Origin of the sequence: Niallia sp. M35, assembly GCF_050971705.1 — a bacterium.
Taxonomy (GTDB): Bacteria; Bacillota; Bacilli; order Bacillales; family Cytobacillaceae; genus Niallia; species Niallia circulans_A.
Genome location: NZ_JBPCEP010000007.1, coordinates 176,785 through 200,635, shown reverse-complemented (window position 1 = coordinate 200,635; position 23,851 = coordinate 176,785). Strand labels below are relative to the sequence as shown.

The window sequence follows — 23,851 nt, the reverse complement described above, 5'->3', positions numbered from 1 at the left end:
GCATTCACCTCCCTTACATAAATTAAAAGCGTATTCATTTACAAACTTATTAGATTAAGAGAGTGTGCACCGCTTTCATCCATTCCGCATAATACCGCTCGCTCGTTTCTCTATCCATTTTCGGGCTATAAATACGTTTTTCATTATTTAACTGAGATATTTCTTCAACTGATTTCCACATATTCATTCCAAGACCACCAAGATAAACAGAACCTAGTGCTGACAGCTCAGAAACATGTGAAACAATGACTTTGACTCCTAATAAGTCAGAAAGAAACTGCATTAGAAATTCGTTTGCTGTTGCACCGCCATCCACCCTTAACTCTTTTACCACTACGTTTGTTTCCTTATATATTAATTGAATAATATCTTTTACTTGGTAAACGATACTTTCTAACCCCGCTCTTACTAGATGTGACTTGTTTGTGTTTCTGCTCATCCCAGTAATTCCTGCCTTTGTATTGGGACTCCAATACGGTGCACCTAATCCTACAAAAGCAGGAACTAAGTATACTCCTTCATTATTATCTAGTGTATCTGCCAATATCTCGGCTTCTTCAAAAGTTGTGAATAGAGTAAGATCCTCTTTCATCCAGCGGATAATATCACCGGTTGTATTAATAATCCCCTCTAAAGCATAGTGAACATTGCCATTGAATCCCCAAGCTATTGAAGTAACTAACCCTTCTTTTGCTTGAACATATTCATTTGTATACACCATTACAGAAGTACCTGTGCCAAAAGTAGCTTTTGCCATCCCTTTATTAAAACACCGCTGCGCAAATAAAGCTGCTTGTGAATCGCCTATTACTCCCGCTATCGGCACCTTATGTATTAATAGTTCACTGTCCTCGACCATTCCAAATATGCAATCAGAAAAATTTACTTCAGGGAGCATTTCCTTTGGTATTTCAAAAATCCTCAGTAATTCATCATCCCAACATAAAGAGTGAATATTAAATAAAAGTGTTCTACTTGCATTCGTTACATCTGTGGCGTGAACCCTTCCATTTGTCAATTTCCAAATTAACCAGCTATCAATTGTCCCAAGCAGAAGCTCTCCCTTTTCTGCTCTTTTTTTGAGACCTGGGACATTTTCTAAGATCCATTTTGCTTTCGTTGCCGAGAAATATGGATCTATCTTAAGTCCTGTCTTCACATAAACCTTTTCTTCACAGCCCTTTGCTTTCAAAGAAGAGCACATAGACGTCGTTCTTCTGCACTGCCACACAATCGCGTTATATACCGGTTCACTCGTATATTTATCCCAAATAACAAGAGTCTCACGCTGATTCGTTATTGTAAGGGTCTTCATTTTTCCCATTAAAGATTTATTTGAATCAACAATACTATTTATTACTTTCTTCACATTATCATATATCTCAATCGGGTCATGTTCCACCCAACCCGACTGAGGATATAGCTGCTTATGACTTGTCGTTTCTTTTGCAATGATAGAACCCTTTTCATCAACAAGTAATGCTTTTGTGCCAGAAGTACTTTGATCTATTGCTAGGATGTAACTATCGCTCATCGCTATCTCCTCCTATTGACCAAGTAATTCTCTAGTGATACTTGAAATATTCTCAGGACTAATTCCATAATGTTGAAACACTTCTTTCGTGGTTCCTGCTACTGCTGGTTCATCTGGAATTCCTATTATTTTCACGGGAACAGGACATTTATTGGAAGTCACTTCTGAAACCGCAGAACCAAGCCCGCCATATACGCTGTGTTCTTCGATTGTAATGATGTATCCCGTTTCTTTAGCTGCCTTGATAATCGCTTCTTCATCTAGTGGTTTTATCGTGTGCATATTTAGGACCCTGCAGCTAATCCCTTCTTCCTTTAGCAAAAAGGCAGTATCAAGCGCAACACGTACCGTCTCACCAGAAGCAATAATCGTTAAATCATCACCCTCATGCATCGTAACAGATTTGCCAATTTGAAAGTCGTACTCTTCACTTTGATAAGAGTCTTCTACTGGATTTCTACCAATTCTCATATAAACAGGTGTATCATAATCCACTAATGCTTCAATCATTTTTTTCGTTTCATGACGATCAGCCGGCATCATAACATGTAAGCCTGGTATCGCTCTTGTCACCGCTAAATCTTGGACAGAGTGGTGAGACATTCCAAGCGCTCCATAGCTGATACCACCGCTGATTCCAATTAGTTTCACATTTGTTCTTGAGTAAGCTATGTCCACTTTAACCTGTTCTATACTACGCATACTGAGAAAACAAGCTGGAGAAGCAACAAATGGTATTTTTCCAGAAGCAGCCAATCCTGCTGAAATCCCTACCAAGTTTTGTTCAGCAATTCCTACTTCCACTAACTGTTCTGGTAATGCATCTGCAAAAGGAACCATTGAAGCCGAACCTCTAGAATCACTTGTTAAAACGAGAATGTCCTTATTGTCCATTGCTAAATCTAATAAAGTATCGCTTACCACTGTCCGGTTTGCAATTTTATTGCCAGTATTTTTTTTCAGTATGACGTTATTCATGCTAATACCTCCAAACGCTTAGAAAGTTCCTTCATTGCCAGTTCATATTCTTCTTGAGATGGAACATGATGATGCCAGCCAGCCTCATTTTCAGCGAAAGAAATTCCTTTTCCCTTAATTGTATTTGCGAGTATAATAGTAGGCTTCCCTTCTGTCTTCGGGATTGAATGAAAGACTTGCACTAATTCAGCTATATCATTGCCATCTACTTCGATAACGTCCCAGCCAAAGCTCTCCCACTTTTTATCAAGAGGTTCATTGCTCATTACATCATCTGTACTGCCCGTAATCTGCAATCGATTTCGATCCACTATTCCTACTAAATTATCAAGCTTATATTGCGATGCTGCCATAGCGGCTTCCCACACAGAGCCTTCCGCGAGCTCTCCATCACCCATTAATGTAAAAACTCGATAATCCTTATGATCCATTTTGGCCGCTAATGCCATTCCTACGGATATGGATAAACCATGTCCTAATGCACCGGTATTCATTTCTACGCCCGGAACTTTATTGTTTGGATGCCCGATAAGCCTTGTATTGAATTTAGAAAATGTCTTTAATTCTTCTTTCGGAAAGTAGCCTTTATCCGCTAAAACAGCCCAATAGGATTCAACAGCATGACCTTTACTCTGAATATACCGATCTCGTTCTTCCCAGTTTGGATTAGCCGGATCATTCTTCATTACCTCATAGTAAAGAACAGTTAAGATATCTGTATTGGATAAGGATGAACCGGTGTGTCCAGTGCCAGCCTCATAAACCATATCAATCACTGCCATTCTAATTTCTGCGGCTTTTCGTTCTAATTTTTTTATATCTATCATAATTATCTCCTCCATTGCATCAATAATTTATGTCACTGCCTCGCAGCCATGCGCGAATTTCCTCTTCAGTCGGATCAACTGGGTCGGGAGTCAATCCAGGAATATACTGACATGCTTCATAGATTATTGGTATTACATTGGCATGAATGCCTGTAGAATGGTGAATATATGGTCCCTTCACTAATTTTTCTTCCCAAAGCGGCCAATCATTTACTTCAACCCACACGTAGGAGCCTCTTGAATACGGTCCTTCTATCCCTCTTGCCTTTCCTAAAAAGATGGAATATTCCCCATTATCACCATCAAAACGAGCAATGGTCATTTCGCCACCTTTTATCTCTCCTTCATGTGTACCAGGTGAATGGTCATCAAATAAAAAGTGTTTATTCAATTGCGGTTTTTCTTCCACACTTAAAGAAACCGGGAAATTACCACAATGGAATAACAGTTCTCCATTTGGATTTTCGGGATGCCTAATCGTAATATCCGCAAAAAAGGTTGGCAAAGTATTTAGTGTTGCTGCTTGCACCATGATCGAAGTAATCGCGCCATGAATATCGGTTTCACAAGTAACAGGTATTTGCTCATCTGTCAAAATCGCATTTGCAAGGCAGGGCATAATTCCAATAATGTCTTGCAAAGTGGACCAGCATTGAATAGCAATAGCAGAACTGCCTGTTTCTTCCGCATATTGTTTCATACCAACTTTTAGTGCAGCAATCCGACGAACATCTTCTTCCTTAACCGTACTCCAATCAAGTGATTTTTTAATATAAGCTACTGCTTGCTCAAGTTCAGCGCCGCCCTCTTTTTCAATCTTAAGTGTTTTCTGTTTAATCTGATCTAAGGTTATCGGGTATATTTGAATTCCAAATTTCTCTAACAATTCTCCTTCATTACAAATGACCGACCAAAAATCAGAAGGTCTTGTGGAGATTTGAAGGATTCGAAGTTTCCTAAAATGCTTAACAACATTTGCAGCCCCTATAAAGTTCTTAAAACCTCTCGCAAAAACTTCAGAGTCAACACTACTGTTTGTTATGTAAGTAAATTTGATCTTAAACCTGCGCAATACCTTTCCTGTCGCAAAAATTCCACATTGCGTATCCCGTAGCCTCATTCCATTTTCCAAAGGAGCTTCATCTCTAGGACCCCAGATTAATACAGGCTTATCGATAGCCTTAGCAATTTTAGCAACAAGATCTTCGGTACCGAAATTACAATGGGGAAAGAATAATGCATCAACATCTTCCCTTTTAAATCGTTGAATGATTGCCTGTTCATCTGCACGATTATATAGTAATCCTTCTTCATTGATTCCTTCTAAATCTACAATCTCCATATCCAGGCCGAAACTTCTTATCTTCTCTTTTATTAGTTCTTTATATTTGTAAGCATCCTCTTTACTAAACACAAATCTCCGTGTTGGCGCAAAACCTAATTTAAACTTTTCCATGATATTCCCCCAATTGGCATTCACTACTAAACTTTCTAAACTATCCTAAACTTTTCTAAACCGTTATAAACTATACAAATACATAATCAGTTTTGAATTATTTCTCGGTATTAGATTAACCCCAAACTAAATTAAAGTCAATAATTTTATATAAACTTTATTTATTTTTTATCATTTTGAAAACGTTATTTTTAGTTAAGTTTAGTGAATTCATGTAAAAAACCTTAATAAAATAAGCATTATAGTAATCATTTAGTAGTTTACTAGTTTGACACAACTAAACTTTTTAACTAAACTAATATATATACTCACTGGAAAATTTTTATTTACTTATATAGGGTGGAGGATTTAAATGAAGATAGATGATATTGCACAAATAGCGGAGGTATCCAAATCAGCTGTTTCTTTGGCGTTAAACGGAAAACCGGGTGTTAGTCAAGAAACGAGAGAAAAAATATTAAAAATCGCAAAGGAAAATGGCTATAACCCAAGAACTTTTTCAAAAGGGAAAAATACTTCTCCAACTAAAATATTTCGTTTTGTAGCATGTACCCATACTGGTATCGTTACTGAACAATATCAGTCGCAGTCTTTTTTTATGGAATTAATCAATAATATTGACCAGTCTATCTCATCAAAAGGATATTCCTTAATCATCTCATCTATAAATATAGATTCGCTTGAGCAAGAAATAACGAATCTTGAAATGCAGCAACAATCTTCTGGTATATTGCTGTTAGGAACGAACCTGACTGAAGAACAGATTAAAACAGTATCAAAGCTGCAGCCAAATCTAGTTGTTTTAGATACTTGTTTTGAAACCTTGGATATTAACTTCATTGTGATGAATAATATCATTGGAGCTTACCAAGCGGGGGAATATTTAATTGAATTAGGTCATAAGGTAATTGGATATGCAGAATCGGTTTCACGCATGTATAATTTTGATGCGAGGAGAAAAGGATTTCAAAAAATAATGAGTGAAAATGGATTAACTATTAAACCTGAACATATTTTCAAAATGTCTCCAACCGATCTTTCTGCGCAAGACGATTTCAAACAAAATATAATGGAGTTAAAAGATAACCTACCATCCGCTATATTTTGTGAATGTGATTACATGGCAATTAGTATCATTAAGTCACTCAATGAATTAAATATCCATGTACCGAAAGACATATCCATCATTGGATTTGATAATATTGTTGAATCTCAAATTGTCAGCCCAGAACTCACAACTATTCATGTCAAGAAAGACAAGATTGCATCACTAGCTGTTGAGAAGCTTATTCGAGAAATAGATGAAAACGAAGAAGATAAAATGAAAATATTTATAGATACAGAATTAGTGAAACGGAAATCTTGTGTAAAAGTTTCAAATCACAAAACGATACTAACCTAATAACTAAAAGCAGAATCTAATTAGACTCTGCTTTTAGTATATTTACGAATATCAAACTCCAGAATACGAAGAAAATCCTCCATCAATCGGCAGTGTCATGCCTGTTATAAAGCTTGATGCTTTGTCACTGGCTAAAAATAATAATCCACCAACTAACTCTTCGGGTTCTCCGAATCGATCCATTGGCGTATTATGCAATATATTTTCCGCTCTTGGCGAAGGGCTTCCATCTTCTTTATATAATAAAGATTCATTTTGCTTCGTTACAAAAAATCCCGGTGCAATCGCATTAACTCGAATACCTGCTTTTGCAAAATAAACAGATAACCATTGTGTGAAATTGTTTATCGCCGCCTTTGCCCCACTATATGCCGGTATTTTAGTTAATGGTGTGTAGGCATTCATCGATGAAATATTTATAATGCACCCACCCTCTCTCTCAGTCATCGCTTTAGCGAAAACTTGAGATGGTAGAAATGTTCCAAGAAAATTAAGTTCAAAAACAGATTCAACACCTTCTGATTCGAGATCAAAGAACGTCTTATATTCTGGATGATTTCTTGCTTTTTCCCTATCAAAAAATTCATCATCTGTGGTTCCAAGAGGATGATTTCCTCCCGCATTATTAACGAGAATATCACATGCTCCTAACTTATTCTCTATTAACTCTCTTGCCTTCTCCAGTGAATCTCGTTGGAGAACATTTGCCGCTACTCCTAATGCCTCTCCACCTTCCTCTATAATCTCTCTCGCAACCTGATCAGCGGTATCCTGATTACGACCAAGAATAGCAACTTTAGCCCCACATCTTGCTAACGCTTTCGAAAAGTATGAACCTAATACTCCATTACCACCTGTTACTACAGCAACTTTATTTGATAAATTGACTTGTAATGGAATATCCACATTTAATTCCCCCTAAATCTTTCTATTTTTATTTTCCGCTTCCCATAATCCGAGGAGGTAAGCAGCTCCTAGCGCACGGTCATATAAACCATAGCCGGGTTTCCCTGTTTCTCCCCAGATCATTCTGCCATGATCTGGACGAATCGGCCCTGAGTAATTAAACTCTTTTAATGCATGTATTACTTCATACATATCAATAGAACCATACTCTGTCATATGGGCAGATTCCTGAAATGATCTGTTCCCTGTCAACTTAATATTTCGGGCATGTACAAAGTGAACTCGCCCCTTGTTACCAAAGTATCGAAGCATTTGAGGGAAATCATTAGCTGGTTCCGCCCCCAGAGAACCGCTGCACATCGTTAAGCCGTTAAAAGGGCTGTCAATAATAGAAAGTAAGCGTTCTAGATTAGCTTTATTTGTAATAATCCGCGGTAACCCAAAAATATTCCAAGGGGGATCATCTGGATGAATCGCCATCTTTACATTTGCTTCCTCAGCTACTGGAATTATTGCTTTTAAAAAATACTCAAGGTTTTCCCATAATTTTTCTTCCTTAACATTCTTATAATGATCAAAAAGCTTATATAAATCATCTTCCTTATAACTCGAATCCCAACCCGGCAGTGACAATTCTCCAATCAAAGGATCCATCTGTTCAACTACTTCTTCTTCAAAAATTAATGCTGTCGAACCATCTGGCAGAACATAGTCTAGGGATGAACGCGTCCAATCAAATATTGGCATGAAATTATAGCAGACTACCTCGATTCCAGCCTTTCCTATATTCCGGATTGTTTCTTTATAATTTTCAATATATTGATCACGGGTAGGCAGTCCAATTTTTATATCTTCATGAACAGGGACGCTTTCAATGACGGAGATATACAGTCCTACTTTTTCCACTGCATTCTTCAATTCTATTATTTTCTCTAAAGACCAGACTTCCCCTACAGGAATATCATAGATTGCCGTCACAATTCCTTTCATGCCAGGAATCTGTCGAATGTACTCTAATGGTATGGAATCATTTTTCCCGTACCAGCGAAAACTCATTTCCATTTTTGTTACCCCCTATTAGTACAATTGCAAAGAATTTACTAATATTTATATTGGTTAATCATTCATCCTATACATCATTTAAAAATAGTTTTTTATTCTTATCATCACATTTTCTTACTAGATTGCAATTGTTAGTCTACCAATCTTATTATTTGTTTGGAGATAATACGTTTTCCCCTTCATTACTGATGAAAAATTGATATAATGCACCATAAAGATTGGCATCGTTTTGAAATTTGCAGGCAACAACTTTCGGCGTTGCCATATGAAACGGATTCATTTTTTTTATTTCTTCAATAGCCCACTTTATCCTTTGCAGCAACACTGGCTGAGCACTGATCCCTCCACCAATTGCGACAACCTCTGGATCCAAAATATAGGATAAATTTAATATTTGTGTAGCTAAGTGGAGACAGTATTCATCAAAAATTGCTGCTGCTTCTGGATCCTTATTATTAATGTAATTGAACACAGCTACCCCATCTGTTATATCTTCGATTTTCTTTATTGCAGCAATTCTTTTTACCATTTCCACCGCAGAACAAATTAGCCCAAAATAAGTTGCTTCTTTTGTTTGCAGATTTAGCCCATTCATAACATAACTTATTTCCCCAGCAGACAAGTGCACACCGCGATGAACCTTTCCATCGATAATAATCCCGCCTCCTACGCCGCTTCCGAGCACAAGTACGACCGAGTCTTTATAGTCCTTTACACTTCCAAGCCACAACTCAGCTAAAGCAGCACACTTTGCATCATTTTCTATTGAAACTTTTATTCCATATTTCTCTTCTATTCTTCTTTTTAAATTTACCTCATGCAAAAAAGGAAAGGAACCACCATAATAAACGATTCCAGTATCAGTATCGATGGTTCCTGGACAACTGATCGCAATTCCTTTTATAGACGATAAATCGTGCTCTTCAATAAGAGTAAAAAGCACATTTTCAAAATCTATTAAATTTGTTTTGGGTGTAGTCATTTTTGCTTTTTTTATAATCTGTGCTGCTGAATTCATAAGTGCATACTTAACAAACGTTCCTCCAATATCTATAACTAAATACATAAACTATCTCCTTTAAAATAAATAGATTCTAAAGTGACATACAAACCAAAACAGTAAACATTAGTCCTTATAATGAAAATTAGGAATAGCTGTCCAGCGCCTTCTTAATTCATGTGCAATAGACTTCGGCTTGCGATCACGCGTGAAAATTCCTTTCTTATTTCCTTGAACACGAATAATCCCTTGAGTCGTTGCAAAATCCGCAAAGTTCCAAACCTGCTCTCCAATGAACTGATCAAACTCATCAAACACCTCATGGTTCGCGCGATAGAATTCTATCTGATATTCTTCTGTAAACATAATTGGTTCAACATCATGTAATCCGGCGACTGTATCTGCCCCATATTCTGTCATCATAAAAGGTGTATTAGGACATCTTTCAAGCCACCCATTTAATTCAGCACGTAACTTTTCTTTTGCCGACAGTAAATCCCCACCATCTACATACCAGCCGTAATAACGATTAAAGGCAAGTATATCTACCAATTCTGCCACTTTGTCTTTTTTAGGGGTAGACTCAATTTGAGTCACAATAGTTATCGGACGTTTCTGTGGATCAAGATCTCTTGTTAGATCAACCAATGGCTTGAAGTATTCATATGCGCCTTCCTCCTCTGATGCAGGTTCATTAGCGATATTCCACATTACAACGGAAGGATGATTCTTGTCTCTTTCAATTAACTCTTTAATCACCTGTTTATGATGTTCGAACGTTTTTAATTCTTTCCAAGTATTCCGAAGGTTTCCGCCACTATGTAGTACCATCATATTTAGATGCAGCCCTACTGCTGGTACTTCATCTATAACAACAAATCCTTCTTTATCTGCAAGACGCATAACTTCCTCTGAATATGGATAATGAGCTGTGCGAAAAGAGTTAGCTCCAGACCACTTCATGAGATTGAAATCTAATACATTAGAAGCCTCATCAAACCCTCGGCCATGAATGGGAGTATCCTCATGTTTACCATAGCCTTTAAAATAGAATGGCTTATTATTAATAAGGAACTTTCCATCTTTTATCTCGACTGTTCTTACTCCAAATGGCTGCTCATAAACATCCAGTATTTCATTTTGATCTTGCAATTCGATTCTGAGTTTATATAAGTATGCATTTAATGGTTCCCAAAGCTTTACGTTTGGGATTAAAATGGTATTCGAAATCCCTTCTGAGGAACCCACAACCTTACCTGATTCATCTATTACCTTTGCGATAATATTGGATGAGCCAGCCATATCAATTGAATAGTGAACCTTTCCATCTAATTCCGTTAGAATTGTTATATCTCTGACGTACGTTTTCGGTGTAGTATATATTTTTACTGGCCGATGTAGACCTGCATAGTTGAAAAAATCAAAATTAGGCTGATTTCGGATTATATGTCTATCTAGTGCAGTCTCTTTTTTTGTCACAAACCCAACTGGTAAGGTAGTTTCATCTACAATGTTATTAACTGCAACTGTCAATCGATTCTTACCTTTTTGAAGATAGCTATTAATTTCTGCTTCAAATGGTAAAAAGCCGCCTTTATGTTGAATAACAAGTACACCATTTACATACACATTTGCTAAATGCGTAGCAGAACCAAATCGCAACACAATTCTTTCTTCCATCAATATATTAGGTACAGTTAATTCGCGCTCATACCATACCCAGCCAACATGATCACGAATAGCTGCTTTTACCCCCATATCATTGTATGATCCTGGCACAGCCATACTAATAGGGTTGTTAAGTTCAGCTTTATGCCACTCTTCTTGAAATCCAGCACCTAAATCTAGCTTAAAATTCCAGATGCCATTTAAATCTATGACATTTCGTGTTTCCGAGATAATTGGATATAACATGTATAAATCGCCTTCCTTCTTCTAAACTATAGAAATACAAATCCCTCTTAAAAATCAAAGTAACTTGAACTACCCCTGCCCGTATTTTCAAGCAGGCTTACTTGAATTTTTTTCACTTCTTTTCCTTTCTAAATCGCTTACAAGTTGTGTTGTCCGCTTTTTATTAAGTGGATAAAGAAAAGCGAAACAAATAAATACTAATAAAAGACCAAGCGCAGGTATTAATGTAGCAAGCCTATGAATGCCATCTAGGGTTTCTTGTGTTTGAACTTGAAGAGTAGGATTATAGCCAGCTGCAGCTATTGCCACTCCACCAATGCCTCCTGCAACCGCCTGGCCAACTTTACGAGAAAAAGAATAAATAGAGTATATGGTTGCATCCTCCCGTAATCCTGTTAGATACTCATGGTAATCAACCAAATCTGTGATAAATGCCCAGCTTATTAAGTTAAAAAGAGCATAACCAAATAATCCGACTGATAAAATACAAATGAATATTGTTGCTGTTACATTAGGCAAGAAATATAACACTAAATAGGCAAGTGTAGAAAGTAAAAATCCCGCAGATGCAACTTCTTTCTTACCGAATCTTGCTACCAATGGCTTAGCCATTGGCATGCCGATAAAAATTGTTGCTGATTGAACCATACTGAATACACTTAGTAGCTTTGCATCGCCAAAATAATCCTTAAATAAATACGTATTTACAGAACCAATTAACATTAAATTTATTAAGAATAATAGTGAACCAATTAAAAACACAATTAACGGTCTATTTTTAGAAATTCCCTTTAATGTTTTTGCTAAATTAATATTCGGCTGTTCATCCTCGTTCCTTACTACTCGTTCGATACTTAGCTTGTAGCATGCCATATAACTGGATATAGAAAGAATACCAAAAATTATTGCTCCTACTAAAAATTGATTTGCATCCGCTTTATTATCAACGAATAATATCAAAGGTCCTGCAACCCCAACTATCAATTGAGCAAGTGCCGCTCCGAGAGATCTCCAAGTTGACAAAGTTGTTCGTTCTACTGGATCGGCTGTGATAACGGAAGCCATTGATCCGTATGGAATGTTAACCGTACTGTATAATGTTCCCCATAAAATATATGTTACATAGGCATATGCAGTATAAAAACCATTAGACATACCTGGAATATGAATAAACATTAAAACACCTGAAATAACAAGAGGAAATGACATTCTATAAATCCACGGCTTGAATTTTCCATGCTTCCCTGCTTTTCTAGTATCTATAAACCGTCCCCATGTAATGTCCGCAATAGCATCCCATAAACGCGCTATTAGGAATAAGCCCCCTACAGCAGCCGGATTTAAATGAAAAACATCTGTATAATAAACCATCAAAAATGAACCAACTAGAGCAAAAAAGAAATCGTTTCCAAAATCACCAAACAAGTATCCAAATTTGTCTTTTATCCCAAAAGGACGCATACCATTCACCTCAAAAATATTTTTTTTATAGAGATTACGAATGAAAAATTTTGTAGATTAATACTTTCTTGACTTTTGAATCCGATTACATTTATTTTATTTATAAAATAAATGATTAGATTATTTCCCTCTAGACTTTTTAAATAGGAAAATAATCTTTGATAACGTTATCACTTATAGATAAATATTTTTGAAATCGATTTCTAAATATGAGTATAAATTCTCATCCTAAGAAATTATGGTGTTTTTTACAGAATAATAGTGAAATTCACATATTTATTTTAATTTCATTTTGTCTGGAGGTACTATTTATGCAATCTATTAAACAAATAACTGATTTAGAATATATTTGCCATCTAGCTTACAGTATGTTTAAAATCCCTACTTATTTTTTCAACTCTGTAGGGGAGCTTATCCATAAAGCAGTAGATTCCAATTTTCATCATAATCCCATATACCAATCTAATGTGGACATTATTATTGAGCTATTTTCTAAAATGGAAAAACAAAAAGCTATCCCCATCCTAAAGGAGACAGCTTTTTTAGAAAAATACGTATCACTAAGCATTTATTCTAATAACCGTTTTGAGGGAAATATCATTGTCGGTCCTGTAATCAATTTCCGAATGACTGATGAAACCATCACTAGTAGTTTAAGAGATATGGATATTAGAGTGGCGAAAGAAGAAATGCTCCATTATTACTCTAATCTTCCTATACTAAGCAATCTAAAATTTATAAAATTCAGTATGATGATCTATTATATGATTTATCAAAAACAATTGAATATATTAGATATTGTGCAAACTAATAAAGAAATAGAAAAGGAAAATTTAAATATTGAGCCTATAGATAACCAAATTATTGAGAGCCGTCAAAATAAAAATGTGCATACAGATATTTCTCTCGAAAAGAAATTCTTAAATTATATTAAAATAGGAAAAAAAACAGGGTTATTAGAAAGTTTTCATGCTATCAACAAACAAGGTAAAAAAGGGATTCTTTCCAAAACTAGTTATTTAAGAAGTCAAAAAAATATTGCAATATCTCTTATTACACTTGCAACAAGAGCTGCAGTGGAAGGAGGCCTGTACCAAGAAATTGCCTATAGTCTTAGTGATTCCTATATAATCAAGCTTGAAGAATTATCTAACAGCAGAGCAGTGGACCAACTTATCGAAAATGCTCTCATAGATTTTGCAGAGCGAGTAGAGAATTCAAAAAAATATAAGTACTCGAAACCCATTAATATTTGTCAAACTTATATTTTTAACCATCTTTATGAAAATATAACCCTTTCTGAACTTGCTAATTTAACTGGATTAAATCCAAACTATCTCTCTAACCTTTTTAAAAAGGAAGTTGGAATTTCTATAAAGGCATTTATCCAAAAAACTAAGATAGACGAAGCAAAAAACTTATTAAGCTATTCCAATTATTCCTTAACAGAAATCTCAACATTATTAAACTTTCATGACCAAAGTTATTTCACAAGAATATTCAAGCAGGTTACAGGTATCACTCCTAAACAATATATAAACAAAAATTGCTAAGCGTAAAAGTACGTTTTAATTTGGATGGTTCTGATAAGCTTTCCGTTATCAAGATATTTGTTAATTTTCATACAATGCTTGGAATGAATGAGGTAAAACATCTGTGAGATTAGGGCACAATCCACCCCAGGAGCGAAAAAAGCAACATAATCAAGGACATCCCCTATCTAATCAGTTTATACTAATAAAAGAGTAATAAAGGAAGGAGCTAAACTTTATGACAACGAGAAAAGAAATTTTTTCTTATGCAAAAGAAAAGTATGGTACAAATCCAGAGTATCCGTGGAAAAAATTCCAAAATTATGCTGTGTTAAGACATGTTAATCAGGGCAAATGGTATGGGTTAATGATGAATGTTCCTAAAAACAAACTAGGATTATCAGGAGAAGAAGTAGTAGATGTCTTAAATGTAAAATGTGAACCAGAATTAAAAAATCTACTTCAGAAAGAAGAGGGAATCTTACCGGCATACCATATGAATAAGGAACACTGGATTTCTATCATACTTGATAGCCCATACCCTAAAGCTGACATCTATAATTTACTAGATACTAGTTATTATTTAACAAAATAAAATATGTTTATTATAACCTTAAAAGGTTACAAAGAGATAATTTGCATTTCAATGAATTCGTCCATAAATCTACAGTTCTCTCTTGTTTATAACATCTACATTTGTAATATCATAATAAAGGACCCTGCTTTAAAAAAAGGAAGAGTCCTTTATAAAACCCTAAATCTAGCTATTCAATATGGCAGGAGATAAAACCATTTAAGCTGATTATGAAATTAATCTGTGTATATGAACAGCAATATGAACTATTTCCTTAATGTTGAATGTGCCATTCCTAGCTTGAGATACAAACTAGCAATCTGTCAAAAAGCATATTATCTATATCCTTCACTTAGCCAACACTTTACATTCCATGAAAAAATTAGATCATTTTAACAGTCTCATTTTATAAAGAACCACTCTTATAAAAAAGCAATCTCCCTCATTGCTATAAGTATCCCTCCATCTAATAACTACTTACCAAATCCTTTTTTTTCTTAGTAATTATTTTAGTTTCGGAAACGAAAAGGCCAGTTAGGGTCAACAATGTACCAAGAGCTGCCATCCAAGTTAAAGGCTCTTTTAAGACTATCATAGCCGTGATAACGGTAATTACAGGAACAAGATAGATATATACACTTGCTTTAATTGCCCCTAATTTCTTAATGGCTAAATTCCAAGAAACAAAGCAAACTGCAGATGCGCCTAATCCTAGAAAAATGATATTAAATAAGTAGATCGGTTGGGCAAAACGTTCGATTCCTAGTTTAAAGTCAAATAAATATAAAACAGGGATCATAAATAAAATACCGTATAAAAAAATCCGCCTTGTAGCTTGAATCGTATTATATCCATAACTACTAATTTTCTTCGTAATAACGGAATAGATTGCCCATATTAGAGTTGCTGCGACAGCTAGTAGATCACCTAATGGATTTACTTTAAAATTAGCAGTGCCATTAAAACTAATGAGAAAAATTCCTATTAAAGCTAGAATAAAACCAATGAAGAAATTTAATCGCAAAGGTTCACTTTTCAAATAATAATAAGTGAGAATAGCAGTAAAAAAAGGCACCATCGCACTTATTACTCCTACATTAGAAGCAGTAGTAAAGGTCAAAGCAATATTTTCTAAGAGATAATAAAGTGTTACCCCACATAACCCCGCAAGTAAAAATAAATAATGTTGCTTTCTATCTTTCATTTTTAGCCGATATGGATAAATGATGCTCAAGGCTACAATTCCAATGACAAAACGAAAGAATAATACCTCAATGGGAGTAAAATCAGTTAATAATATTTTTGTAGATATGTATGTTGTCCCCCAAATCATTATCGTGATAATTGCTGAAATATGTCCAAAATTCATCTTATTCGCCACTCTTTCCTTCTAGTTGAAACAATTTAATTTACACTATCTATATAAATATTTCGATATTGTCCAGGCGTTAATCCAATAAAGTCCATAAAATAATGACTGAAATGGCTTTGATCCACAAAACCAGTCTGAAACGCTACATCGGTTGGTTTCATCCCTTGTTCTAATAGCTTCTTTGCTTTGTTGATACGCACTGTCTGTAAATAACGATAAGGAGTAATACCACGAATCCGCGCAAACGAACGTAATAAGGTGTATTTATTCATATTGCATACCCCCACCAAATCATCAAGAGAAATCGGATCAACATAGTGCCTTTCAATAAATTCACAAACCTTTGATATTTCCTTGGCCATCTTATCCAATTTAATGTTTTTCTCTATGGCACTATATTCTTCAATCAATTGTTCCATTAAGAAATAAAAAGTTTCTTCTTTCTCCAGATCTCCTAACTCAGCCATGATCATTTGATGCAGGCGCTGTAATAATTCTGCATGTTCACTACGGAAGACGACTGGATCTTTAAAGGAAGGCAAATAGTCTTTACCAGTTATTTCTTCTACCACTTTTCGCATTACTTCTGGTGTAATATTTAAACAACGATAATCTAAGGGCTCATCATCCATTTGTTCACAAGCATGATTATCAAAAGGATTAAAAAAGATCAGATCTCCACTATTAATAACATAATCTTTGTTTCTACATGTCAATTTTCTTTGACCACTCTCGATAAAGCCAATAACGTAGTATTCATGAAAGTGATTAGGAAACTTTTGCATAATCCCGTGAAATCGATAGGCTTCAATTTGCAAATCTTCATCAAAACAAATTTTTCTTTCTTCCCTTCTCATCTGATACTGTTCCCCCTTGTCTTCTGTTTAAATAGCTTAGCATACTTTTATTAGTTGTTCTTGTAGGATATTGACTAAAAAGCTTTAAGCAAATAAAAAAAGCGTCAAAACCATTTATCCTGGTAATAGACGCTGCTAAGAAAAAAATTGCCGCATTTTTTCCATAGCTTAGTTCAAACTTATCTTCAAAATTTTTTCCTATAATCAAAGAATCATTCTCCGCAAAGATGCTCTTCTGCTTTTATGGTTAGCCTAAAGAGACTAGCTTTATTACATTTCGAAGAAGTTATCTCTTTCTACTTTGCACACTCTTAGCGCAAAGCTCTGGTACCACTCTTTTTTTCCTAATTTCTGCGCAGCAAGATGGACGGAATTTTCCTTCCAATTCTTTATTGCCTCTAAGGAATCCCAATAGGAAACAGTAATGCCCAGTCCCTCATCACGTGCACTTTCTACACCTAAGAAACCTTCCTGCTGTGAAGCTAACTCTACTATTTTTTCCGCCATTTTTCCGTAGCCTTTGTCACCTTCCGTTCGCTGGGAAGAAAAGATAACCGCATAGTAAGGTAGTTTAGGAGTTTTAGCAATCCCATTCATTTTTAGTTCCTCCAATACGTCTTATTTTCCAATCACTTTTAATAGATGATTATAGCATCGTTTTACATTTAGTCTGGTAAATTGCTATTTAACAATTGATTATATTCACTCCAAAACTCATCATACATATTTTTATCAAAGTCATCAGAAATTCGTTTCTCTTTTGAAGAACGAAAGAATTCCCTTGCCTCTATCGCAAATTGACAAACTTGAAATTTATATTCTTTTCTACTAAGCTTAACCTTTAAATCAGGATAGTAGATGCTGCCTGATTCCTTGTTGGTACTAGTAAACTTAACAAAATCTGAAAGAAATACGTCATCCCCACAATGTTTTACTGTCCAATGAATGGAAATAGGACAACTCGTCATCAATATTAAACCACATCCATGGAGAATTAACCCTTCATCCTCCTCGGGAGCACAAAGATAATCATTATCTAATGTTCGTAATAAAGCTAATGCCGATTCACTAATCCCCCATTCTTCATCTATTCCGGATTGAGTAATAACGGTGTCATTAACCTTTAAATATATTTCTCCATGAGAGCATAGATCCTCTTCTGAATCAGTTGATCCTAGCCAGTATTGTTTCTTGAGATTGATTTTAAACAGTTGCATTGTTTAACCCCTTATAACCCATTTCTAATTTTATTCAAACTTTTAATTGCTGTTATTACTACGTCTGGACGATCAAGATAAATAGAATGACTAGAATTCTCAGCAAAAATTAATTCACTATCTTTACTAAGTCTAGCCTGTTTCATAATAAGCTCTTCCCACTTATCTTCTAATTTTCTCATCTCCCACTCGGGCAGTCCCTCCGTAATTCCCAATTTAATGTTATATTCTTTATCTCGTCCAATAACTATTAGAGGCAAATTAGGAAAAGCCCCCAACCTCTTTATTCGTTCTCCATCCTTCTTCCAATTACATATTTCCTCGTATATCGTTTTATATAAAGCAGGACTTGTCTGAAATTTAAGAATAAGCTCTTGGAGATGAAGTGGTAGATTTTTTTGTTTATCCGTAAGAGTAGGTTTTACTATTTCTTTTAGTTCAGCTGGTTTCATTAGCGAGTAAGAATGGCATTTCTCTAACCAGACCTCATCCGTACCAGTCTCATCTAGCACTGGTAACTCTAATTCATCTAATTCTTTTAAGTCAACAGAAGTGGAATCAATCAATACGATTCCGGCAATTTTTTCTGGAAAAACCTTGGCATAATGCTGTGCACATAAACCACCATAAGAATGACCAACTAAAATAACGGGCTCAAAAATATTTAATCCGATCAACAATTGACTTAATTCATCTATAACTGCGTTCGTATTACGTATCTCTTCACTTAATGGACTAAGCCCGAGTCCTGGTCTATGAAACATAATGACTCTATTTGATTTCGCTAATGATTTTGTTACTTGATACCACTCATAAAACGAACACCCCATTCCTGTAAGTATAACAATAGGAATTCCTTTACTGCCTATATGTAAAAGTTCTATTTTCTTCTCTTCTACCATTATAAATTGGTTAATCTTATTCACCTCTGCTTTGGAATAATAGTTCTATCTCTTCTTTTTCCAATAACTTACTTATTCTATATAATCTTGTATATTCCTTCTTCTCTTCCATGCCCTGATAGTTTATAAATCATCGTTGTTTTTTATGATGATTACTATTTTAGTGCATTAGGATAATAATAAAAAACGTCTAATTCCTCAAGAGATTTTAGACGTTTATCCTGTTCTTCTAATTTTTTTTTGAATACGTAAGGAACTAATTGCTTACTTAAAGTAAACTTCCCAATTCCTTATATCAATTTACTCCAATCTTCGCTATTAATATTTCAGCTCGAAGTGTCTATTAAGATAATCAATCACCAAACTTCCATTATGAGCAATATCCATTCCAAAAACACCATCTAACTTAAAAAAAACCGCCAGATCTGTTAACGTCTCTCTCACGTTTTTTAAAGTAATAGATTGATTTTTATCTAAGTAGACAGGGAGAGTTTCGATAGTATCTATTTCTCTTTCTTTTACATCACCTAAGCCGCCAGAAAATTTAATGGTTTTGTCTATTTTAAGTTCATCGATTTTAGAAAGAAGCGTTTTTCCAAAATGAGACTTATTTGCACCTGTATCTAAGCCAAAATACAAAGGAACTTGTTTTTTTCCTTTTACTTTTATTATCGGGTATCCACAAAAGAAAAGATTGTTCTTTTCCCCAGCTTTTTGTCGATACTTCTGAATTATAACTTTTTCTTGTCTATAATCGATCTCGAGGTGTAGATATTGGATAATATCCCATCCTATTATGCCGTCTATCTCCATAACTTTTTCTGAATGAGGAATTGGTATCTTTAATAAATCGCTCGCTAATACTAATGTCGACTGATTTAAAATTGTCAGATCATCAATAACAATGGTATCAATGATTGCCAAATCTGAATTGAAATTTTGGTTTGTGGAATTGCCAACTTCCAAGTCTTCGTTTTTTATAAGGGCCATGCCACATTCTTTCACTATAGAATCAGAAATAACTGTCATCCCCGCTCCTGTATCTAACCAAAAGCATTTCTTCCTTCCATTAATCATTACATCAATGGTTGGTGAACCAGATATGCTGCGTTTCATTGGAATACAGATTTTGTCATTAGAAAAGGAGAAGGTTGCCTGTTCAAACTGTCTTAAAGCTTTTGCAATGACTCGATTACTTTTATCAATGCTTTTCTCTTCCAAGAGGCCTAATATCTCTAATTCTTTCCATTCAGAGTTAATGAAATAGAGCTCGAACAATATCTTGGCACAGCTACTTTGTAAGGAAGGATCATTTGACTCCATATACAATTTTTTTAAACAATCCATACTTAAGTCTTCTTTTCCTTCAGTCAATAACTTTAAGGCAGAGACAAACACTTTTTGTTCATCATTCATTCCTGATTCTGCAAAAATGAACTTTCTTAACTCATTGAATATTTCCACTTCTCACCCCTCCAATAAAAGCTTAAACATTCATTTTATACTAGTCAAGACTAATTATATTGATTATTCTAAATATTACATTCGTTTTTTATTAATTCATCTAACATGTACTTTTCTAATGGACCGAGCAGCATAAAAACACCGCCAAATCATTAAATCAACAAAAAAAATCTTCATAAGCATTTTCCTTTCCGTAGTTATTTTGATTATTTCTGCATTATTGACATTGATATACATACTACCTAAACAAGAATGTTATGCTTCTGCTTCCTTCTTCTCTAAAACTCTTTAGAGACAAATATAAATAAAGAAAACGTCGTATCAAGGTATTAGACGTTTCTTCTTAGCACATTTATTCACAAAGTAATCTTTTTTACAGGTCATTTAGTGGTAGTCCCAGGAAAATACGAATTTACAACGTTAAGCAAATTCAACCATAAAAAAGTCGAATTCCCTGTCCTTTAAGGAAAACGACTTTTTTATACGACTTCTTCAAGTAAATCCCCATTAACCTTTTTTTAGGCACTATTTGTAATCTCTGCACAGTGAAATTATACCTGCGCTAGCCCGCCATCCACGAACAATTCAACACCCGTCAAGTAACTGCTTTCGTCTGAAGCAAGGAAAGATACAGCGTTTGCTACTTCTTCAGGTGTCCCAACTTTTCCAGCTGGAACAGTATTTTTGCTATTTTCCATTACTTCTTCAAGTGCATCACCAAAAAGCTCATCATATGCAGGTGTAAGAATAGCTCCTGGACTAACCACATTTACACGGATTTCAGTACCTTTTAGGTCAAGAATCCAGTTGCGAACTAGTGCTCTTAATGCTGCTTTAGATGCTCCATATACACTAAACGCTGGGTTGCCAATTGATCCAGCAGTAGAGCCTGTTACAATAATAGAACCTACTTTGTCCGGGAATAGTGATAACGCTTTTTGAACAGTAAAGATGGTTCCTTTAACGTTAATGTCGAACGTTCTATTAACCTGCTCTTCAGTAATTTCACCTAATGGAAGGAAGTTGCCGATGCCTGCATTAGCAAAAAGAATGTCCAACTTACCTTTTTCCTGCTTTATAATGTCATATAGTTTGTCTAAGTCTTCAAGCTTAGAAATATCACCTTGAACACCGGTTATGTTCTTGCCAATTTGGTTAACAGCTTTATCAAGTTCGTTTTGTCTACGTCCCGTGATATAAACATATGCACCTTCATTTACAAATTTTTGTGCTGTAGCAAGACCAATCCCACTTGTTCCACCCGTTACAAGCGCTATTTTACCTTCAAATTTACCCATACTTAACACTCCTTTAGAATTAATTTTATTTTATGTCTAGTACCTTAAGTACTTGAAGAACAACTTACAAGATATAGTATCCTTCAGTAAGCACATTATCGGAAGTACCCACTTTTTTGTGATATAGTAACTAAAAAGTAATAAATGTGGAATGGAGAGCTTTAGACATGAAAAAATTTAGTTGTGGGTTTGAAGTGACAAAAGAAGTTATTGGCGGAAAATGGAAAGGCCTTGTATTATACTTTTTAATGAATGGACCAAAGAGAACGAGTGAATTAAAGCGCATTATCCCAAATATAACTCAGAAAATGCTGATTCAAACACTTAGAGAGCTTGAAGCCAGTGGACTTGTGAGCAGAAAGATGTATAATCAAGTACCGCCGAAGGTTGAATATTCATCCACTGAACTTGGAGAATCTCTTAAACCTATCTTGCAGGAGCTCTGTCAATGGGGAAGCCATTATGCGGAGCAAGAGTATGCAGAAGGTGAATATGAAATTGTACAACCAGAACAAGGTTCATATCAAGATAATATAATTTCATAGAGATCTAAAGGGATTAGTCAACTTAATCAATACCTTCAGAATAAGGTTTAGGAATACTTGAACGCACTATAAAGATATAATTACATAATGTAATACAGCATTACCTAAAAACACGGAGCTACTTTAGGTTAGATGATTCTTATTATTATTTTAACTTTATAGTTTGGTATCTGATATATTTTCTAAAATTACAAAAAGAGAAACACAATATATTAAAAACTAGTCTAGATAAACTCGGCTAGTTTCATTGTTTAAACTTTCTCTTGTTATTCAATCATCCCCATTAGTTCAATAAAAAATGCGATACCCCTGTCCTATATTAAGACAGGGGTCATAAAGTTGTTGTTAACTTGTTTAGAAAAAACATTATTGGATAATATTTTTCACCAGAAAGTTACTCCTGCATTATCTGAATAAGGTTGCCGCAAGTATCGTCGAAGACAGCTATTGTTACTTCGCCCATTTTTGTCGGCTCCATTGTAAACTTCACGCCGTTTTCCAATAATCGTTCGTACTCTTTATGAATATCAGCAACGCCAAACATTGTTACCGGAATGCCTTCGGTAAACAGTTTCTTTTGATACTCTTTAGCGGCCGGATGGTTATTAGGTTCGAGCAAAAGCTCGGTACCTTCTTTGTCTTCGGGAGAAACAAGCGTTATCCACCTATATTCTCCTGCTGGAACGTCATGCTTTTTTACAAAGCCCAAGGTTTCTGAATAAAACTCTAATGCCTTGTCTTGATCTTGTACAAATATACTGGTAACAATGATTTTCATATTTCTTTGCCTCCTTTGATATTGCCATGTATGTTGCTCTAGTCTCATTAACTATTTGTTTATATTATACTATTAAGAGCGAATAATAAAGTTAGCTCAATTTTTGGGAGAAGCAATGGTTCTCTCTACAATAAATACCTGACCCTATAGTTACATAAAAAAATACTCATTTGCCAGTTAGTGTACACTTGTAGTTTCCTTCTTTTCATCCGCTTCTTACATTAGATAGGAATAAATGTAAGAATTACGGCCCGATATTTTGTGAAAATCTCAACAAATACCCATCTGGATCTTGAACCAAAAATTCTTTTTGTATGTATTCACTATATTCGTTTATCATAACTTCCTTAAATAGCAGAATATTATGTTTCTTTATTTTATGTAGAATCTCCTCTATATTCTCTACTTCAATTTGAAAATTAATGCCCCGTCCATATGGGTAATTAAGTTCACCAGTTTGCCAAAAGCCATTATATTGCTCAATCATCATCTGTGCTCCATTTAGTGAAATAAAAGCAAAGTTATCTTCCTTACGTTCATATTCGAGTTTAAAACCCAATATACCTAGATAAAATTCCTTTGATTGCTGAATATTCTTAACTGATAATTCTGGTATCAATTTATTAAAATTCATATAATGGCTCCTTTTAACTTCTATATTTATACAAGTATATTATAAATCCACAACATTTTGAATTATTGTACTTACTCTAACCTCCCTCGATAGTGATATTAGAAAAACCTTTTTTTAACAAAAAGAAGCGTTAATCCT

Annotated in this window: 23 protein-coding genes; 4 read left to right on the top strand and 19 right to left on the bottom strand. The window is 34.9% G+C overall.

Features of this window, described 5'->3' with window-relative positions; all coding sequences use genetic code 11:
• Nucleotides 1–49: 49 nt before the first annotated feature.
• Genes glpK through NiCM35_RS11455 form a run of 4 tightly spaced genes read right to left on the bottom strand, consistent with a single transcriptional unit; the run spans nt 50 to nt 4,795 of the window.
• Nucleotides 50–1,534 carry a glycerol kinase GlpK gene (gene glpK / locus NiCM35_RS11470; protein WP_433779563.1) on the bottom strand — a complete coding sequence of 495 codons (1,485 nt, stop codon included), beginning with the start codon at nt 1,532–1,534 and terminating at the stop codon, nt 50–52.
• A gap of 12 nt (nt 1,535–1,546) precedes the next feature.
• Nucleotides 1,547–2,512 (bottom strand): transketolase family protein, encoded by a 966-nt coding sequence (locus tag NiCM35_RS11465; protein ID WP_433779562.1) that lies wholly within the window; start codon nt 2,510–2,512, stop codon nt 1,547–1,549.
• On the bottom strand, nt 2,509–3,339 hold the full coding sequence (locus tag NiCM35_RS11460) for a transketolase (protein ID WP_371473402.1): 831 nt from the start codon (nt 3,337–3,339) through the stop codon (nt 2,509–2,511). The genes NiCM35_RS11465 and NiCM35_RS11460 overlap by 4 nt, the downstream gene beginning before the upstream one ends.
• Nucleotides 3,340–3,358: 19 nt before the next feature.
• The gene (locus NiCM35_RS11455; protein ID WP_303985149.1) at nt 3,359–4,795 is read right to left on the bottom strand and encodes an L-fucose/L-arabinose isomerase family protein; all 1,437 of its coding nucleotides are present in this window, start codon (nt 4,793–4,795) and stop codon (nt 3,359–3,361) included.
• 352 nt (nt 4,796–5,147) lie between these two features.
• On the opposite strand from NiCM35_RS11455, the gene NiCM35_RS11450 reads away from it, so the two are divergent.
• Nucleotides 5,148–6,197 (top strand): LacI family DNA-binding transcriptional regulator, encoded by a 1,050-nt coding sequence (locus NiCM35_RS11450; RefSeq protein ID WP_433779559.1) that lies wholly within the window; start codon nt 5,148–5,150, stop codon nt 6,195–6,197.
• Nucleotides 6,198–6,248: 51 nt separating this feature from the next.
• Here NiCM35_RS11450 and NiCM35_RS11445 read toward each other — a convergent pair whose 3' ends face one another.
• From NiCM35_RS11445 to NiCM35_RS11425, 5 genes are all read right to left on the bottom strand, one after another.
• A complete protein-coding gene (locus tag NiCM35_RS11445; protein ID WP_123259851.1) occupies nt 6,249–7,103 on the bottom strand; it encodes an SDR family oxidoreductase in 855 nt (284 codons plus the stop codon).
• Between the two features lie 12 nt (nt 7,104–7,115).
• On the bottom strand, nt 7,116–8,165 hold the full coding sequence (gene uxuA, locus NiCM35_RS11440; RefSeq protein WP_123259852.1) for a mannonate dehydratase: 1,050 nt from the start codon (nt 8,163–8,165) through the stop codon (nt 7,116–7,118).
• A 148-nt stretch (nt 8,166–8,313) separates the two neighbouring features.
• The gene (locus NiCM35_RS11435; RefSeq protein WP_123259853.1) at nt 8,314–9,231 is read right to left on the bottom strand and encodes an ROK family protein; all 918 of its coding nucleotides are present in this window, start codon (nt 9,229–9,231) and stop codon (nt 8,314–8,316) included.
• A gap of 60 nt (nt 9,232–9,291) precedes the next feature.
• Nucleotides 9,292–11,079 (bottom strand): beta-glucuronidase, encoded by a 1,788-nt coding sequence (uidA, locus tag NiCM35_RS11430; RefSeq protein WP_123259854.1) that lies wholly within the window; start codon nt 11,077–11,079, stop codon nt 9,292–9,294.
• A gap of 87 nt (nt 11,080–11,166) precedes the next feature.
• Nucleotides 11,167–12,540 (bottom strand): MFS transporter, encoded by a 1,374-nt coding sequence (locus NiCM35_RS11425; protein WP_095330199.1) that lies wholly within the window; start codon nt 12,538–12,540, stop codon nt 11,167–11,169.
• A 497-nt stretch (nt 12,541–13,037) separates the two neighbouring features.
• On the opposite strand from NiCM35_RS11425, the gene NiCM35_RS11420 reads away from it, so the two are divergent.
• Both NiCM35_RS11420 and NiCM35_RS11415 read left to right on the top strand, forming a co-directional pair.
• Nucleotides 13,038–14,093, top strand: a complete 1,056-nt coding sequence (locus NiCM35_RS11420; RefSeq protein ID WP_341160595.1) for an AraC family transcriptional regulator — start codon at nt 13,038–13,040, stop codon at nt 14,091–14,093.
• A gap of 217 nt (nt 14,094–14,310) precedes the next feature.
• Entirely contained in the window at nt 14,311–14,667 is a 357-nt protein-coding gene (locus NiCM35_RS11415) for an MmcQ/YjbR family DNA-binding protein (protein WP_095330201.1), read from the top strand.
• Nucleotides 14,668–15,112: 445 nt separating this feature from the next.
• Here the strand turns inward: NiCM35_RS11415 and NiCM35_RS11410 are convergent, their stop codons facing one another.
• From NiCM35_RS11410 to NiCM35_RS11375, 8 genes are all read right to left on the bottom strand, one after another.
• Complete coding sequence (locus tag NiCM35_RS11410) at nt 15,113–16,027, bottom strand: DMT family transporter (protein WP_433779554.1); 915 nt, start codon at nt 16,025–16,027, stop codon at nt 15,113–15,115.
• Nucleotides 16,028–16,050: 23 nt separating this feature from the next.
• A complete protein-coding gene (locus NiCM35_RS11405; protein ID WP_433779553.1) occupies nt 16,051–16,875 on the bottom strand; it encodes an AraC family ligand binding domain-containing protein in 825 nt (274 codons plus the stop codon).
• On the bottom strand, nt 16,844–17,083 hold the full coding sequence (locus NiCM35_RS11400) for a hypothetical protein (protein WP_433779551.1): 240 nt from the start codon (nt 17,081–17,083) through the stop codon (nt 16,844–16,846). Before NiCM35_RS11400 ends, NiCM35_RS11405 begins: the two co-directional genes overlap by 32 nt.
• A 62-nt stretch (nt 17,084–17,145) precedes the next feature.
• Complete coding sequence (locus NiCM35_RS11395; protein WP_433779549.1) at nt 17,146–17,472, bottom strand: antibiotic biosynthesis monooxygenase family protein; 327 nt, start codon at nt 17,470–17,472, stop codon at nt 17,146–17,148.
• 68 nt (nt 17,473–17,540) lie between these two features.
• On the bottom strand, nt 17,541–18,092 hold the full coding sequence (locus tag NiCM35_RS11390; protein WP_433779548.1) for a hypothetical protein: 552 nt from the start codon (nt 18,090–18,092) through the stop codon (nt 17,541–17,543).
• An 11-nt stretch (nt 18,093–18,103) separates the two neighbouring features.
• Nucleotides 18,104–19,018: an alpha/beta fold hydrolase gene (locus tag NiCM35_RS11385; RefSeq protein WP_433779546.1), complete on the bottom strand. Its 915-nt coding sequence runs from the start codon at nt 19,016–19,018 to the stop codon at nt 18,104–18,106.
• A gap of 294 nt (nt 19,019–19,312) precedes the next feature.
• Complete coding sequence (locus NiCM35_RS11380; protein ID WP_433779544.1) at nt 19,313–20,458, bottom strand: aspartyl protease family protein; 1,146 nt, start codon at nt 20,456–20,458, stop codon at nt 19,313–19,315.
• 551 nt (nt 20,459–21,009) lie between these two features.
• Nucleotides 21,010–21,756, bottom strand: a complete 747-nt coding sequence (locus NiCM35_RS11375; protein ID WP_171509396.1) for an SDR family NAD(P)-dependent oxidoreductase — start codon at nt 21,754–21,756, stop codon at nt 21,010–21,012.
• Nucleotides 21,757–21,923: 167 nt separating this feature from the next.
• Here NiCM35_RS11375 and NiCM35_RS11370 point away from each other — a divergent pair, with 167 nt between their 5' ends.
• Nucleotides 21,924–22,301 carry a winged helix-turn-helix transcriptional regulator gene (locus tag NiCM35_RS11370; RefSeq protein ID WP_171509395.1) on the top strand — a complete coding sequence of 126 codons (378 nt, stop codon included), beginning with the start codon at nt 21,924–21,926 and terminating at the stop codon, nt 22,299–22,301.
• A gap of 394 nt (nt 22,302–22,695) precedes the next feature.
• On the opposite strand, the gene NiCM35_RS11365 is transcribed toward NiCM35_RS11370, so the two are convergent.
• Together NiCM35_RS11365 and NiCM35_RS11360 are read right to left on the bottom strand one after the other, a co-directional pair.
• Entirely contained in the window at nt 22,696–23,079 is a 384-nt protein-coding gene (locus NiCM35_RS11365; protein ID WP_433779542.1) for a VOC family protein, read from the bottom strand.
• A gap of 244 nt (nt 23,080–23,323) precedes the next feature.
• Nucleotides 23,324–23,713: a bleomycin resistance protein gene (locus NiCM35_RS11360; RefSeq protein WP_433779540.1), complete on the bottom strand. Its 390-nt coding sequence runs from the start codon at nt 23,711–23,713 to the stop codon at nt 23,324–23,326.
• Between the last annotated feature and the right edge of the window lie 138 nt (nt 23,714–23,851).